This is a genomic window from Altericroceibacterium spongiae (assembly GCF_003610805.1).
Taxonomy (GTDB): domain Bacteria; phylum Pseudomonadota; class Alphaproteobacteria; order Sphingomonadales; family Sphingomonadaceae; genus Altericroceibacterium; species Altericroceibacterium spongiae.
Genome location: NZ_RAPF01000008.1, coordinates 36,658 through 51,497, shown reverse-complemented (window position 1 = coordinate 51,497; position 14,840 = coordinate 36,658). Strand labels below are relative to the sequence as shown.

The following is a 14,840-nucleotide window of genomic DNA, read 5'->3' as shown; positions in this document are numbered from 1 at the left end:
ATGACATTGCGTCTCAATCTCAAATGTGGCGGATTATGACGAAAGAAAAACCGGTCTGGCTTAAAAGCGTGGATACGATCCTGCGCGTGATTGCAGCTGTTCCTGTCAGCTATGCTGTGGCGAGCCTGTGGGCCATCGCCCTGTCACGCCTTGTGCCGATAGAGCGTGCGCAGGCGACACTGGTCGGGATGCTGGCATCTTTTGCGATTTGCTGCGCTGGCGTGATGTGGTCATTCGCTGCAAGCTCTGGTTGGCGGGCATTATGGAGTCTGGGACTGATCGGCGGTGCAGCCGGCCTGATCGCCTGGCTCTCACTCGGGCTGGAGGCAGCATAATGGCCAAATCCTTCCGCCAGTCTCAGACATTTTTACACACCTGGTCCGGCCTGCTGCTGGGCTGGCTCCTGTTTCTTGTCTTCATCACCGGGACCATCGCCTTCTACCGCGAAGGCGTGAACCGGTGGATGCATCCGGAAATGGCTCGTGTCGAACAGCCCTATCAACTGCTCGACAAAACCCAGCACTACCTCGAAAAACACGCACCCGACGCGATGAGCTGGTTTATAACCATGCCCAATCGCAACGATGCAGGCAGTTTTACATTCTGGACACCCCAGCCCGACAGTCCTGACGCCACGGGATACTGGCTGGACAACAGCGCCCGGATCGGGTCGAATACCGACCCTGCCCATCTCCGCCCAAGCCGTGGTGGCGAATTTTTCTACCGCTTCCATTTCGATCTGCATTACATGCCGGTGATCTGGGCACGCTGGCTGGTTGGTCTGGCCGCAATGATGATGCTTGTGGCGATATGTTCGGGTGTGGTGGCGCATAAGAAGATCTTCAAGGATTTCTTCACATTCCGACGACACAAGGGGCAGCGAACCTGGCTCGACGGGCATAACGCCACCGCCGTGCTGGCCCTGCCTTTCCACCTGATGATCACATATACAGGCCTCGTTACCCTTATGGCGATGCTCATGCCCTGGGCTATCGTCGCCAATTATGAAAATACGCGCGCCATTCAAAATGAGTTGTTCCCCTCGGCAGACGGTGTCGAGCCTACAGGGAAACGTATGGATATGGTGCCCCTCTCCACACTGGTTCACGATGCCGAAGAGAAACTGGGAATGAAAGCGGGCACGCTGATGATCTCCAATCCCGGTGACGAAATGGCGCGGGTAACTATAAGAATTAGTGGGGCAGAGCAGCTCGACAGCCGAACACCATCTATTGTTTACAATGCAGTGACTGGCCGGGAAATCTGGCGTTCCCCGCCCCCGGGTGGGGCGGCGGTCACCACCGGAGCGATGATCGGTCTTCATGCTGCGCGTTTCTCCGGGGAAACCTTACGCTTTCTTTACTTCCTTGCAGGCGTCGCCGGGACGATAATGGTCGGTTCGGGGCTGATTATGTGGACCGTTAAGAGGCGGGAAAAGCTTCCCGACCCGACCCGACCGCATTTTGGTTTTCATCTGGTGGAACGGTTAAATGTGGCGACTATCGCCGGTTTTTCACTGGGTATAGCCGCCATGTTCTGGGCCAATCGCCTCCTGCCAGCTGATCTTGCGAACCGGGCCGATACAGAAATCAACTGGCTCTTCATCAGCTGGGGTATCTCCGCTCTGCTGGCTCTTGCGCTTAGGCCGAAATGGAGCTGGACTGTACTGTTCGGCCTCACGGGCGCAGCGCTTTTTACCCTGCCATTTTACAACATCCTTGCCGATATGAACGGCTTGCCATCGACCATCGCGGCCGGGGACTGGGTGCTGGCCGGAATCGATATATCGCTCCTCGTCTTCGGGATGGCCGCCATAGCTATTGCGCTCCGCATCGCACGCTATCGCCCACCCGAAAGACGCCGGCGAGCGTTACGCAACAAAGGCAAAACCCCTGTTCCCGAAACACTTGCTCCGGAACCAGCGGAATGACCGGTTTGCTCTTCATTTTATGCGTGATTGCCTTCGGCTTTTTCGGTCTCGCCGATAAAAAGCATCATCAGACACGTTTCGAACAGCGCCCCTCCCCCGAACGCTCGCACCGCATGCGCAGGATCGGATGGATATTGCTGGCTTTCAGCTTTCCTGTCAGCATAGCAGCAGAAGGGTGGATTTACGGCCCTGTATTGTGGTCCGGCATGGTAATGTGCAGCGCCGGCGTTGTTTTTCTCATGCTCAACTTTCTACCTGAAACAGTTAAGTGGCTTGATCCAGGGCATAAAGAATAATTTCGCACTATATTCTTGATCATTTGATAGTTTGATGGAATCCTCAGGCCTCTGCTTAAGGATTAGTTATGCCACGCTTCTCACTTGCTATGTTAGCTGCTTTTCTTATAGCTACCCCGCTACAGGCTGCAAAAGAAACAGGCACGGCTTTTGATGGTCAGGCCAGCCCGCAAAATGCACAGGCCCAATTCTGGCATTTTTCCAATTGCGTTGCACGGACTGACGAAGAGCGTGTTCTTACGCTCCTGACTCATGTGGAATGGACTGATAAAGAACAACGCGAAGCAAAGCAGTTGGCTCTCACCAAAGGCCAGCGTTGTTTTGGGCCTCTCTTCCAAAAAACAGCTCTCTCTTTTAAAGCAGACTTGTTCCATGGAGCGTTGGCCAGCTACGTCCTGACCCATAAATATAATCATGGGAACATGCCTGATTTTTCGGCCTTACCTTATCAATTTGACGATGCCTATATCAGTCGCTTCACAGACCGCCGTGCTAAATTGCGTGCGCTACAAATGCATGTTTCAGAATGCACGTTTCGCAACGCCCCCCAAGAGACGCTGGGCTTTCTCGCAACCCAACCGGTAAGCGAGAGTGAAAGTGAGCAACTGAAGGCGCTGCTCCCCATCCTCAGCACATGCCTTCAGCTTGCCAAAGACCAGAAAGTCACTCTCTCTAAAACAACCTTGCGGTCCTATCTCGCTCAGGCAGTCTACGCAGTGGAGCTGGCGCAGGAAAAGGGCGCCGCTTAATATTTACGCACACCCATATTGCAGTGCAGAATAAACAGCGTGCGACTTACGGATTCGTTCATGCCCATGCTTCTGTTACGCAGTTAAGATCGACATCCGCTAATCTCAGTTCACCAAACATCAATTATTTCCAACGGGTTTGCGCATGATCTCACGCCGGGATTCTACGTAAATCCGCACAAGTCAACGCCCGCCACCAATGCTGCGTCGCAACATAAATTGCCTTTTAGGGCTTGCCTGACCGCCTGCGGTCAGTATCTATTCAGCTTCAGAAATCCTAATATCCGGGCTGGGTGTTTACGGGGAGGACGAATTGTGAGGGACAATGAACACACATTCCACGCTGCTATCGCTGCGGCCAGAATTAAGCTGGTTTCTTTGTCCGGTTTTCGGTAACCGCCCGCCCCGAATTTGCTAACAGCCAGCTTAATTACGCGAGGCCTTATCTCCACACACCGTTCCAGATCGCGCAGAATGCCCATGCCGGGATGGCGGGACGCATTGCCGCAGGATTATGGCTTGTGGATTATGTTGTGTCTTGCCGTTCTTCTTGGCGGGGGTGGCCGTGGATATGCGCTGTATAACCTGGCCGTTCAACTCGGTGCATTACTTATTCTGGCGTTTTCTTTCCCGCAGGTTCGCGCTTTTTTTTCGGTGGCATCCTGGCCATTGAAAAGTCTCGTCTGCCTGACGATTGCCTTACCCGTGATACAACTCATCCCATTGCCGCCTGCCTTGTGGAGCGCATTGCCGGGCCGCGATCTCGTAATGGAATCCTTCACTCTGATTGGAGAAGAAGATCGCTGGTTCCCGATTTCCGTTGCGCCGAGCCTGACCAGACTCGCAGCTATCGGCCTTATCGCACCCTTTACGGTCCTTATTTTATCCACGCGCCTCGATTTCGGGCGCCGCGTTCTCGCCCTTCAGCTGTTTGTCGGGTTGGGGCTCGTCAATGTTCTGATCGGCGCAACACAGCTTATTACAAACGGCGCCACCAAATTTTACAGCGGAGGCCAGTCAGACGATCTCTTCGGTAGTTTCGCAAATCACAATTCCTCCGGTTTTTTCCTGGTGGTAGCATTGTGTGCTGTGATTGAGCTGATGCACGCTCTGCGACCGAAAGGCGTTGCCAAGGGATGGTACATCGCGATCAGTGCCACACTGGCACTGTCAGTCACCCTCTCACAATCCCGATCAAGTATGGGACTTCTCATAGTACCCATGATATTGGCTATCACAAGACTGACACCGTATCTAAAAATACGCTCATGGAATAGACAACGGGTTTGGATAGGCGCTGCCGCAATCCTTCTCTGTCTTGCAGGCGCAGCCGCTATGATACTGCAAAGTGGCAGGGTGGAACAGTCTTTCAGCCGTTTTGACAGCTTGGAAGATGCAAGACCGGGCATCTGGGAAGACAGCTGGGCGAGCCGAAAGCGTTTCTGGCCTGTCGGTGCCGGAATGGGAACATTCGATGAAGTCTTCCAGCTCGATGAATCTTTAGAGAATCTTCGCCCGCAACGGGCGGGCCGGGCGCATAATGATTATCTGGAAATAATGGTGGAAAGCGGCATCATTGGGCCGCTCATGATAGTGCTCTGGGCAACCTATTTGATATGGGTCTTGCGCGGCAGCCGTAATTCTCGAACGGATATACGTTTCGGTCTTTTGGCCATCATAACATGTTTTGCATTGCAATCCGGCGTCGACTATCCAATGCGAAGTCAAGCACTTCTTTGCATTGCGGCATTGGCTATAGGTCTATTAGAGGCAACCAGACGTGACGAGGCGAAGGGAAATCAAATTGCGTCAGTTGATTAAGGGTTCCTGCGTAATCCTGCCATTTGTTTTGAGCGGGTGCTTTTCCCCGTCTGCCAATCTGCCGAGGGGAGACGCCGCCTATGCGGTGATGCCCCCCCCCGATCCAAACGGCACACGTGCTGCCTACCGTATCGGTGTGCTCGATACGCTCTCTATTCGCGTTTTTCAGGAACCTGATCTGAGTTTCGACGAACTCCAGGTCGATGCTGCAGGATCGATCAATTTCCCTCTGGTGGGCGAAATTAATGCTGTAGGACAAACACCTCTCGAGCTCGGTCATACTATTGAAGCCGGATTAGGGGAACGCTTCATCCGCTCTCCCCAAGTGGTTGTCGGAGTAGTGCAATCTGCTGCACAACGGGTCACTGTAGAAGGTAACGTCAACAAGCCCGGTGTGTATGAAATTTCCGGGAGTACGACTTTGCTGGAAGCCATTGCCCGTTCTGAAGGCCTGACCAAGGTCGCTGTGGTGGATGAAATTCTTGTCTTCCGTAATGTCGATGGCCAACGAATGGGGGCCATGTTCAACCTTCAGGACATTCGTGAGGGCAAAGCTCCCGATCCTGAGATTATGGGTGGTGACAAAATCGTTGTCGGCTTCTCCGCCGTCAAAGGCGCCTACCGCGACTTCCTGCAAGCCGCCGGCATTTTCAACGCTTTCTCGAGGTTCTAAGGCATGCAGGATAGTGCAAATTATCACAATCGAGCGGCGATGACTGACGATATGCAAATCGATCAACCGAATGGTGGAGAAGATACTGATACCATTCATATTGATTTTAGTCATATTTTTGCCGCCATCAAAAGAAATATCATATGGATAGGCGCAATAATAGCTGGATTTTTACTCATCAGCATTGTTATAACAATGCTGATAGTTCCACGCTATGTGGCAACTTCAAGCGTCATGGTCGAGCAGGAAACAGATCAGATCATTGAGGGAGGTGATTTAACTCCTTCAACCGCAGCAAGCTATCAAGATGCAGATCGTTTCTTAAAGACACAAGTTGACATTATCGGCAGCCGGGCTCTGGCTTTGCGCGTAGTACAGAGCGAGTCTCTTGCTGAAGATCCAGCGTTTTTTGAGGCAGCTGGAGCGGACTTTCCAACAGAAGAAGATTTGGGAGGCCGATATCAAGGATCCGACGGGCTTGCGGCTTTAAAAAAAGACCGGGCCATCACTCTTTTACAAGAAAATTTATCTGCTTCACTGCCTGTTGACAGTAGAATAATATCTATAACCTTCAATAGCACTGATCCTGTTTTTTCCGCGCGGATCGCCAATTCCGTTGCCGAAAATTATGTTACCAGCAATCTCAATAGAAAATTCGATAGCTCTTCATACGCACGCCAATTTCTGTCTCAGCAGCTTCAGGATGCAAGAACCAAGCTTGCGGAATCCGAGAAAGAACTGAATCAGTATTCCAGCCAGGCCGGCCTCATTCGGATTACTAGTAATGGAGAGAGTGGCAATGGCGACAGTGCACTTTCTGTAACGAACGACAGTCTTGTACAAGTTAACAGTGCTGCCAGTCAGGCCACTGCTAATCGTATTTCTGCTGAGAATGCTTGGCGTAGCATTGAGAAACTGCCCGTTCTTTCCGTGCCGCAGGTTTTGGCCAATCAAGGTGTCCAGAATTTAATTTCACAGCGGAGTCAAGCTGAAGCTCAATTAGCTGAAGAACGAGCGCGTCATCTGGACGATCACCCCACGGTCCAAGCTTTACAGGCTCAGGTTGATCGCCTTAACAAGCAAATTCAGGATATTGGTACTTCAATAAAGCAGTCCGTATATAGTCAGTACAAATCCGCGCTTGATCAGGAAAATGCTCTCAAGTCGCAGGTCGAACAACTAAGAACGGCTGCTCTGGACGAGCAAGATCGCGGTGTTCAATATAACGTTTTGAAACGCGAAGCCGAAACCAATCGCACACTCTATGAAACATTACTGGAGCGTTACAACGCAATTAATGCTTCAGCTGGAGCAGCATCTAACAATGTATCGTTAGTCGACCGGGCAGAAGTCCCTACCAGACCTTCTTCGCCCAATCTGTTTTTGAATTTAGGAATTGCCTTTTTGCTCGGCATCGGCGCAGCTGGAGTATTTGTATTCCTGCGCGAATACATGGATGATCTCGTCCGTAACCCCGATGATGTTGAACGCAAACTCGGCTTACCACTGCTCGGTCTCGTGCCGACGACTGAAGAAAATGCTCTCGAAACAGCAATAGATGACGGTACGTCTTCTGTAAGCGAAGCATATCAGTCTCTTGTCACCAACCTTAGTTACTCTACAGCTACCGGCCTGCCTAAATCAATTCAGGTGACAAGCTCACAGCCCTCTGAAGGTAAGACTACAACAGCCAATGTAATTGCGGCCAAACTTGCTCGTCTCGGGCATAAAACACTGCTCATTGATGGCGATTTGCGACGACCCACTCTGCATCGCCTGATGAATGTTCCTGATCAGCAAGGTCTGGCAAGCGTCTTGGCAGGCCAATCCTCTTTGGAAAAGGCGGTACATCAGGCCAAAGAAAGCAATCTTTTCTTTATGACCGCCCTGCCTATCCCGCCGGATCCATCACTCCTTTTAGGCAGTCCGCGTTTACCTGCAATCATGCAGGAGTTGAAGGATCAATTCGACATTATCGTTGTTGACTGTCCGCCGATGCTCGGTCTGGCAGATGCCGTAAGCTGGTCTGCCAATGCCGAGGCTGTGCTACTTGTGGTGGATGCTTCCCAGGGTCACCGGGGATCTGTGAAAGCCGCCCTTCGTCGTCTGCGGTTGGTCGACGCGCCGGTTATCGGTGCAGCCCTGACCAAGTTTAATCCGAAGAATGCCGGTGGTGATTACGGTTATTACGGTTATCGCTACTATAATTATACAAATGAGGAAGTGTGACGAAGGTTAAGGCACCTTTTGAGGCTTTATCATTCGCCGGCGCCATATGGATTCTGGCTCTGATAGTCATAGCTTGGGCCAGCATTGGTACCGAGCTGGATTTTTCTACTCAAAAGCAACCGGAACCAATTATTAGCGTTCCCTTGCCTTTCCGCGCTTTCGCTTGGGAAGCAGATGTACATGCAGCGCTCAAACAGCAGAATACTGAGGGAACAGCAGAAACCGCAAAAAAACTGATCGCTGTGCGGCCTGTTCCGGCACGCAATCTCTCTCTGCTGGCTTCGGTTGCAATTCTGAGAAAAGATCAGAAGACTGCCGGATCGATCCTGCAGGTTACTGTGCAACGGGGATGGCGCGATTTACTTTCTCAACTAACCGCCTTTAACGGTGCTGCGAATTTCGGAGAATGGAAATTCGCAGTACAACGCTTTATAGCAATGCGTAAAACACAACAGCCACGCGAGTTCACTATCCCGGCGTTAGAAACGTTAGCAAATAATCCGGCCGGTCGCATAGCTTATGCACAACTGCTACCTGACAATCCCAACGAAGCGCACTACTTTTTAACCTATGCTTTACGTTGGATTTCACCAGAAACTTATGCAAGTATAATACAGCAAACTTCTAAAAATGGTGTCTATGATTGCGCAGCTCTAGCACGCGCTACCACGAACCTTCTTAAAAAAGGCGCGGCTTCTGACGCACAGTTAATATGGCACAAGTCTTGTGGTGAAGCGACTCCTATAGCTTCCATTTCGGCAGGGAGCCAAGGAGAATATGCCTCTCCCTTTGCCTGGACCTTCCCTTCTCAACCGGGCCTGTTACGACATTTCGAAAAGAAAAATGGTGAAGCCGTTATCTCCTATCACAATAGTGATAATCTTAAACGCAACCTTGCCTCCCGGCTTATCCTGCTCGCTCCAGGGCAGCACCGCATCAATTTAAGCACTCCTGCTAATCAATCATTAGAGAATTTGAATATTATTCTGCGTTGTGCTGGCGGGAACGGTCACACCAGAGTCCAGCGTCAGAGTGATAATAGCTGGATGGTTCAAGTTCCCAGTACGGCATGTAGCGTTCAAAAGCTCATCATAAGCGTGCCACGTGGGCGAGGAACGATTGCAGATATTGTAATTGAATGATGTGTATTTTATAGTTGATTCCTCTTCTTAATAAGACTCTCTTTTTTACATATTAATTCGATATCAAATACTTCCCGTTTTTTCCAACCAACACCCCTTGCCTCCTGTCCCTTCCGCTGGCAGCACTGTCAATTGTAACAGGGGACATGATCTATGCGATTTTGGGGCGCGAGCTGGGTTGTGCTCGCATTTTGGGGCGCGCCGGTTCTGGCGGGGGATGAGGTTCTTTACGATACCGTTCCGGACTGGATAGAGCCCGTCGATATTGCGTCCATCGATCAGGAAAGCAACGGGCAGCTCGTGCTGCTCGATGTGGAGCAGCGGATCGAGGATGGGCGGCTCGTCGTTTACAGCGATCAGGCGCTGAAACTCGACAGTCCCGAGGCGCTCACCGCTGCCGGGACGACCACTGCCATCTGGATGCCCGACAAAGGCGACCTCACCGCGCATCATGTCGATATTATCCGCGGTGATGAAACCATTCATGTGCTCGATAAAATGCGCGAACAAGGTAAGGCCTTCACCGTCTTGCGGCGTGAGCAGCAGCTTGAGCGCCGCACAATGGACGGCATGCTCACCGCCACGATGGCGGTGCCGGATCTGCGGCTCGGCGATATTTTGCGCGTCGTTACGTCGGTCTCGCTCGAAGATCAGGCGCTTGGCGGAAATGTTCAGGCGACACAGGCGCTTTTCGCCAAACCCGTTGCAGCAGCCTATGGGCGCGTTACCTTTTCATGGCCCGAGGGGGAGAATATACACTGGCAGGCAGGCCCGCGGGTCGAAGGGGTCGAGGAACACAGCGCCAGCGGATATCACGAGATCACCCTGCCCCTCCCTTTGCCCGAACGCGAAGACATGCCGGGCGATGCGCCCATGCGCTATTTGCGCCCGCCCATTCTTCAGGCCACCACTTTCGATTCCTGGGAAGATATCTCACGTGTTTTCGCCCCGCTCTACGACACGCAGGGGCTGATTGCCGCAGGCGATCCCATAGACCGGGAAGTGCAGCGGATCATGGCTGACAGCGAAGACCCGCTGAAACGCGCGGCGCTGGCTGTGCAGCAGGTGCAGGACGATATCAGCTATCTCATGAACGGCATGTCGGGCGGCAATTATGTGCCGCAGACGCCGGCCGAGACATGGGAAAAGCGCTATGGCGACTGCAAGGCCAAAAGCCTGCTTCTGCTCGCCATGCTGCGAGCCATGGATATCGATGCGGAAGCCGTGCTCGTTTCCAGTTCTATCGGCGATGCCCTGCCCGATATGCTGCCAATGCCGGCCGATTTCGACCATGTCATCATCCATGCACGCATAGGTGGGCAGTCATACTGGCTGGATGGTACCAGCGGCGGCACGCGGATCGGCAATATTGACCAGGTTCTGCCCTTCTTCAATGGCCTTCCCCTGCGCCGCGAAGGGGCCGGGCTGGAAGCGATTGAGCAGAACGATCTTACCCATCCGAATATCACGGCCACGGTCGAGCTAGACCAGACGGCCGGTATCGACATGCCGACCCTCTATCGGATCGAATTTTCCATGGGCGGCGCCATGGCGGCACAGGCCCGGCCTGTCGCACTGCAAGGCACAGAGGATATGCGCCGGCAATACGTCGAAACGCTGGTGGGCAATATTCTCGATCTGGGATCGCTTCTCGATCCGGCCGTGTCCTATGATAACGAAACAGCGATACTGAAGGTTACGGCACGCGGATCGCTCTACAATGAATGGTCTTTCGACGAGAGCGAAGCGACCTACACGGTCAATTTGCTCGATTCCAACGACATCAACTTCAATCCGGACAGGGCGCGTGCACTCTGGCGCGATATTCCGGTCAGTTTCCGCATTGCACCGCTTCTTTCCGATATTGCCATCGATATAGACCTGCCCAAGGAAACCGATGCTTACCGGATGCGCGGCCGGCCGGAGCTGGAGATGGGCGTGGCCAATGTTTCATTCCATCGCGCCGCTTCGCTGAGCGATAACCGCTTTTCCGTGACAGAAACCATGGCTCAGAAAGCGCTTGAACTACCGGCCGAAGCGATCAGCGCGGAAAAGGCCAGGGCTGCGCGGCTGAAAGCTATGCGGTTACGGATCGAAGCGCCGCATCCGCAGCGCATCTGGGAACTGAACGAAGCTGAACGCGACACACATCTGGCTGCCTTGCGGGCGTTCTACACAGATCTGGTGGCCAGCGATCCCGAAGAGGCCGAGCCCTATATGCATCGCGCCTATTTCCGCGATGAAAGCCTCGATTTCGCCGGCACGGCGGAAGATCTGATCAAATTGCAGAATATGCAGCCGACAGCCGACCGCTATCTCTGGCTGGCGCGTATTCAGCACAGGCTGGGAAAGGATGAAGCGGCCCTCGATGCAGCACGCGAAGCCTTCACGCTGGAGCCCGTTCCCGCCAATGCCCTGGCCGAAGCCGTGCGGCAGCAGGATCTGGGCAATTATGACGAAGCGCTGGCTCTGGTCGACGATTATATCGATCTGGTGGATGACGATTCCGCCTTTCTCGACGCCAAATCGGAAATACTGGGCCGTCAGGGCGATCCCGAGGCCGGTCTGGCGCTGATTACTGCGAGACGGGAAGAGGAGCCCGATAATATCGATATCCAGAGTCTGGATTGCTGGTACCGGGCCAAATGGCAAACCGGGATGGCGGATATGCTCGATATCTGCACCCGGCTTGTGGAACGCAGCAGTCAGTCGGCGCTCACGCTCGATAGCCGGGGCCTTGCCTATTATCGTCTGGGGAACAATGACGCCGCTCTGGCCGATTTCGACAAAGCGCTGAAACTGGCCCCGGCACAGCATTCCACCCGCTATCTGCGCGGGATCGTCCGGCTTGCGGCAGGCGATCAAGCCGGCCGCGAGGACATCCGGCAGGCCTTACGCGCCAAACCCGAGCTGGAACGCGATTATGCCTATTACGGCCTGACCCCGGAATAAATCGGCCCCGAATAAACCGAAAGGAAAAAGGCCCGGCTGCATGGCCGGGCCTTTCCTCTGAACAATGGCGCGCTACGCGCCTGTTTTCGGGCGGCTTTATTCCGCCGCTTCGTTTTCATCTTCGATCGGCAGATGGAATTCATGCCATATGCCATTGAGGATGCCGAAGCCCACGGCGAGGCCTACGCCCAGAATCCATGCAAAATACCACATGATTTCAGTCCTTTCCTCGGATCAGTAAAAGTCCGGATTGGTGTTGACTTCCTGCGTCGTCACGCGGCCGAACATCACCTTGAACGCCCAGGCCGTATAGAGCAGCACGATGGGCAAAAGGATGATCGTCACCAGCAGCATGATGGCCAGCGTATGTTCGCTCGAAGACGCATTCCACAATGTGAGGCTGGAACGCGGATCGATGCTGGAGGGCAGGATGAAGGGGAACATGGACAGGCCAACCGTGGAGATAATCCCGGTCGCAGCGATGGAAGAGCCTGCAAAAGCGGGCCATTCCTTCTGTCCGCGAATACCGATCAGCGCCAGCACGGCACCGGCAAAGCCGAGCACGGGAGCGATAATCATCCACGGATAGGCGCTGTAATTGTCGAGCCATGCCCCGGCAGCCTGCACTGTGGGGACGCGCAGCGGATTGGACGGGGCGAGCGTATCGACCACGCCATCCACCCGATAGCCCATATTGGTGAAAGCCACCATCAGGCCGCCCAGAGCAAAGAGCACGATAGCGGCAATACCGGCCCAGGTGCCGAAGGTTTTCGCCCGGTCATGCACCGGCCCGTGTTCGACCTTGATCGTCAGATAGGCTGCGCCATGCAGCACGATCATCGCCACCGAGAGCAGGCCGCAAAGCAGGCTGAAGGGGGAGAAGAGCGCGAAGAAGCTGCCTTCGTAAAAGCTGCGCAGATCGCTGTCGATCCGGAACGGCGCGCCCAGCAGCACATTGCCCACTGCCACACCGAAAACCAGCGTGGGGACGAAGCCGCCGACAAACAGGGCCCAGTCCCACCGGCTGCGCCATGCGGCATCCGGCTTCTTGGAACGGTATTTGAAGGCCACCGGACGCAGGATCAGCGCCGCCAGCACGACGAACATCGCCAGATAGAAGCCGGAAAAGCTCACGGCATAGAGGAAGGGCCAGGCAGCGAAGATCGCCCCGCCGGCGAGGATAAACCACACCTGATTGCCTTCCCAGGTGGGCGCGATGGCATTGATCGCCATGCGCCGTTCCACATCGCCTTTGGCGACGAAGGGCAGGATCGAGGCGACGCCCAGATCGAACCCGTCCGTCAGGGTGAAGCCGATCAGCAGCACGCCCAGCAGGGCCCACCAGATCAGCCGTAACATTTCATAATCGAGCCATTCCATGATGAATGTCCTTTTGATTCCGGTTGGTCAGGCCGCGACCTGAAGGTGCGGTTCGCGTGCGGCGTCGGGTTCAGGACCGTCATGATCCTCCACCGGGCCGTGTTTGATTGCCGCAAGCATCAGGCGCACCTCGATCACAGCCAGCGTTCCGTAAAGGAGCGTGAAGCCGACAATCGTGGTGATAAGCGCCGTCGGGGTAAGTGTGGATGTACCGAGGAAAGTCGGCAGCACACCGTCGATGGCCCAGGGCTGACGGCCCAGTTCCGCAACGATCCAGCCCAGTTCCACGGCGATCCAGGGGAAGGGAATGGCAAACACTGCCAGCTTCCAGAACCACCGTGCCTCCGTATGCTTACGCAGGGTGCAAAGGATGAAGGCCGTGGCGAACAGCGCGATAAGGGCAAAACCGATACCGGCCATCAGGCGGAAAGACCAGAACATCACCGGCACATCGGGCACCGTATCCCAGGCCGCTTTCTGGATCTGCGCCGGTGTGGCTTCCCGCGGGTCCTCCACATAACGCTTCAGCAGCAGAGCATAGCCCAGATCGTTGCGATTATTCTCGAATGTGGTGCGAGCAGCGGAATCCTCGGGATTCTGCTTCAGCGCTTCGACCGCGTCATAAGCGACAAGGCCGTGTTCGATACGTTCCTGCGCCTGCAGAACCAGTTCGGACATGCCGGTCACTTCCCCGTCGAGACTACGCGTTCCGATCAGGCCGAGGACATAGGGAATCTTCACTTCATAGCGGGTTTCACGCGCCTGAAGATCGGGAATCCCGACCAGTGTCAGCCCGGCAGGTGCCGGTTCGGTGTGCCAGGCCGCTTCGATAGCGGCGAGTTTCATCTTCTGGTTGTCGGTCAGCGCATAGCCGCTTTCATCGCCCAGAACGACGACGGAAAGCGAAGAGGCGAGCCCGAATGCGGAAGCCACCACCATGGAACGCTTGGCGAAACCGGGGAACCGGCCGCGCAGCATATACCAGCAGGAAATGCCCAGCACGAAGACGGAGGCCACGACATAGCCAGCACTCACCGTATGGACGAATTTAGCCTGTGCCACCGGATTGAACAGCACCGCCCCGAAATCGGAGACTTCCATCCGCATGGAGTCCGGATTGAATGTGCTGCCCGTAGGATGCTGCATCCAGCCATTGGCAATCAGAATCCACAGAGCCGAAAGATTGGTGCCCAGCGCCACCATGAAGGTGACGAAGAGATGCCCCACTTTGGAAAGGCGATCCCAGCCAAAGAACATCAGGCCGACAAAAGTCGCTTCGAGGAAGAAGGCCATCAGACCCTCGATCGCCAGAGGCGCCCCGAAAATATCGCCGACATAATGGGAGAAATAGGACCAGTTCGTGCCGAACTGGAATTCCATCGTCAAACCGGTTGCGACACCAAGCACGAAGTTGATGCCGAACAGTTTCGCCCAGAAGCGGGTGATCCGGCGCCAGATCGGCCGGTTGGTCATGACATAGACCGACTCCATGATGACCAGCATGAAGCTGAGCCCCAATGTGAGCGGTACGAAAAGAAAATGGTAGAGTGCTGTCAGGGCAAATTGCAATCGAGACAGGTCGACCACGGTGGGATCGATCATTATACAGCCTCCTGGAGGGTCAGAGGATTAATGTTCGCGCCAATGCGACTCCCGCAGCCGCTTATC

At 54.4% G+C, this 14,840-nt stretch carries 12 protein-coding genes; 9 read left to right on the top strand and 3 right to left on the bottom strand.

The annotated features are described in order from the left end of the window. The first annotated feature begins 35 nt into the window (after positions 1-35). The 9 genes from D6851_RS14150 (at position 36) to D6851_RS14115 (ending at position 11,792) form a co-directional block, all read left to right on the top strand. The gene (locus D6851_RS14150; protein WP_120325557.1) at positions 36-335 is read left to right on the top strand and encodes a hypothetical protein; all 300 of its coding nucleotides are present in this window, start codon (positions 36-38) and stop codon (positions 333-335) included. After that, positions 335-1,930 carry a PepSY-associated TM helix domain-containing protein gene (locus D6851_RS14145; RefSeq protein ID WP_120325556.1) on the top strand — a complete coding sequence of 532 codons (1,596 nt, stop codon included), beginning with the start codon at positions 335-337 and terminating at the stop codon, positions 1,928-1,930. The genes D6851_RS14150 and D6851_RS14145 overlap by 1 nt, the downstream gene beginning before the upstream one ends. After that, entirely contained in the window at positions 1,927-2,226 is a 300-nt protein-coding gene (locus D6851_RS14140) for a DUF3325 domain-containing protein (protein ID WP_120325555.1), read from the top strand. The genes D6851_RS14145 and D6851_RS14140 overlap by 4 nt, the downstream gene beginning before the upstream one ends. Positions 2,227-2,294: 68 nt before the next feature. Beyond that, positions 2,295-2,975 carry a hypothetical protein gene (locus tag D6851_RS14135; protein WP_147395490.1) on the top strand — a complete coding sequence of 227 codons (681 nt, stop codon included), beginning with the start codon at positions 2,295-2,297 and terminating at the stop codon, positions 2,973-2,975. 474 nt (positions 2,976-3,449) lie between these two features. Beyond that, entirely contained in the window at positions 3,450-4,796 is a 1,347-nt protein-coding gene (locus D6851_RS14130; protein ID WP_120325553.1) for an O-antigen ligase family protein, read from the top strand. Continuing rightward, positions 4,780-5,469 carry a polysaccharide biosynthesis/export family protein gene (locus D6851_RS14125; RefSeq protein ID WP_238474116.1) on the top strand — a complete coding sequence of 230 codons (690 nt, stop codon included), beginning with the start codon at positions 4,780-4,782 and terminating at the stop codon, positions 5,467-5,469. Before D6851_RS14130 ends, D6851_RS14125 begins: the two co-directional genes overlap by 17 nt. 39 nt (positions 5,470-5,508) lie before the next feature. Next, a complete protein-coding gene (locus D6851_RS14120; protein WP_183030108.1) occupies positions 5,509-7,698 on the top strand; it encodes a GumC family protein in 2,190 nt (729 codons plus the stop codon). Beyond that, positions 7,695-8,840 (top strand): hypothetical protein, encoded by a 1,146-nt coding sequence (locus tag D6851_RS17570; protein WP_147395489.1) that lies wholly within the window; start codon positions 7,695-7,697, stop codon positions 8,838-8,840. Before D6851_RS14120 ends, D6851_RS17570 begins: the two co-directional genes overlap by 4 nt. A gap of 153 nt (positions 8,841-8,993) precedes the next feature. Beyond that, positions 8,994-11,792, top strand: a complete 2,799-nt coding sequence (locus D6851_RS14115) for a DUF3857 domain-containing protein (RefSeq protein ID WP_120325550.1) — start codon at positions 8,994-8,996, stop codon at positions 11,790-11,792. Positions 11,793-11,888: 96 nt separating this feature from the next. Here the strand turns inward: D6851_RS14115 and cydX are convergent, their stop codons facing one another. The 3 genes from cydX to D6851_RS14100 are packed head-to-tail and all read right to left on the bottom strand — an operon-like array spanning position 11,889 to position 14,774. Then, positions 11,889-12,005 (bottom strand): cytochrome bd-I oxidase subunit CydX, encoded by a 117-nt coding sequence (cydX, locus tag D6851_RS14110; protein ID WP_120325549.1) that lies wholly within the window; start codon positions 12,003-12,005, stop codon positions 11,889-11,891. Between the two features lie 21 nt (positions 12,006-12,026). Next, a complete protein-coding gene (cydB, locus tag D6851_RS14105) occupies positions 12,027-13,172 on the bottom strand; it encodes a cytochrome d ubiquinol oxidase subunit II (RefSeq protein ID WP_120325548.1) in 1,146 nt (381 codons plus the stop codon). Between the two features lie 27 nt (positions 13,173-13,199). Continuing rightward, positions 13,200-14,774 (bottom strand): cytochrome ubiquinol oxidase subunit I, encoded by a 1,575-nt coding sequence (locus D6851_RS14100; protein WP_420797110.1) that lies wholly within the window; start codon positions 14,772-14,774, stop codon positions 13,200-13,202. Positions 14,775-14,840: the final 66 nt, after the last annotated feature.

Bases quoted from the DNA above. Each gene is read 5' to 3' on its own strand.
- D6851_RS14150 (WP_120325557.1), top strand. From the start codon at position 36: ATGACGAAAGAAAAACCGGTCTGGCTTAAAAGCGTGGATACGATCCTG.
- D6851_RS14145 (WP_120325556.1), top strand. From the start codon at position 335: ATGGCCAAATCCTTCCGCCAGTCTCAGACATTTTTACACACCTGGTCC.
- D6851_RS14140 (WP_120325555.1), top strand. From the start codon at position 1,927: ATGACCGGTTTGCTCTTCATTTTATGCGTGATTGCCTTCGGCTTTTTC.
- D6851_RS14135 (WP_147395490.1), top strand. From the start codon at position 2,295: ATGCCACGCTTCTCACTTGCTATGTTAGCTGCTTTTCTTATAGCTACC.
- D6851_RS14130 (WP_120325553.1), top strand. From the start codon at position 3,450: ATGCCCATGCCGGGATGGCGGGACGCATTGCCGCAGGATTATGGCTTG.
- D6851_RS14120 (WP_183030108.1), top strand. From the start codon at position 5,509: ATGACTGACGATATGCAAATCGATCAACCGAATGGTGGAGAAGATACT.
- D6851_RS14115 (WP_120325550.1), top strand. From the start codon at position 8,994: ATGCGATTTTGGGGCGCGAGCTGGGTTGTGCTCGCATTTTGGGGCGCG.
- cydX (WP_120325549.1), bottom strand. From the start codon at position 12,005: ATGTGGTATTTTGCATGGATTCTGGGCGTAGGCCTCGCCGTGGGCTTC.
- cydB (WP_120325548.1), bottom strand. From the start codon at position 13,172: ATGGAATGGCTCGATTATGAAATGTTACGGCTGATCTGGTGGGCCCTG.
- D6851_RS14100 (WP_420797110.1), bottom strand. From the start codon at position 14,774: ATGATCGATCCCACCGTGGTCGACCTGTCTCGATTGCAATTTGCCCTG.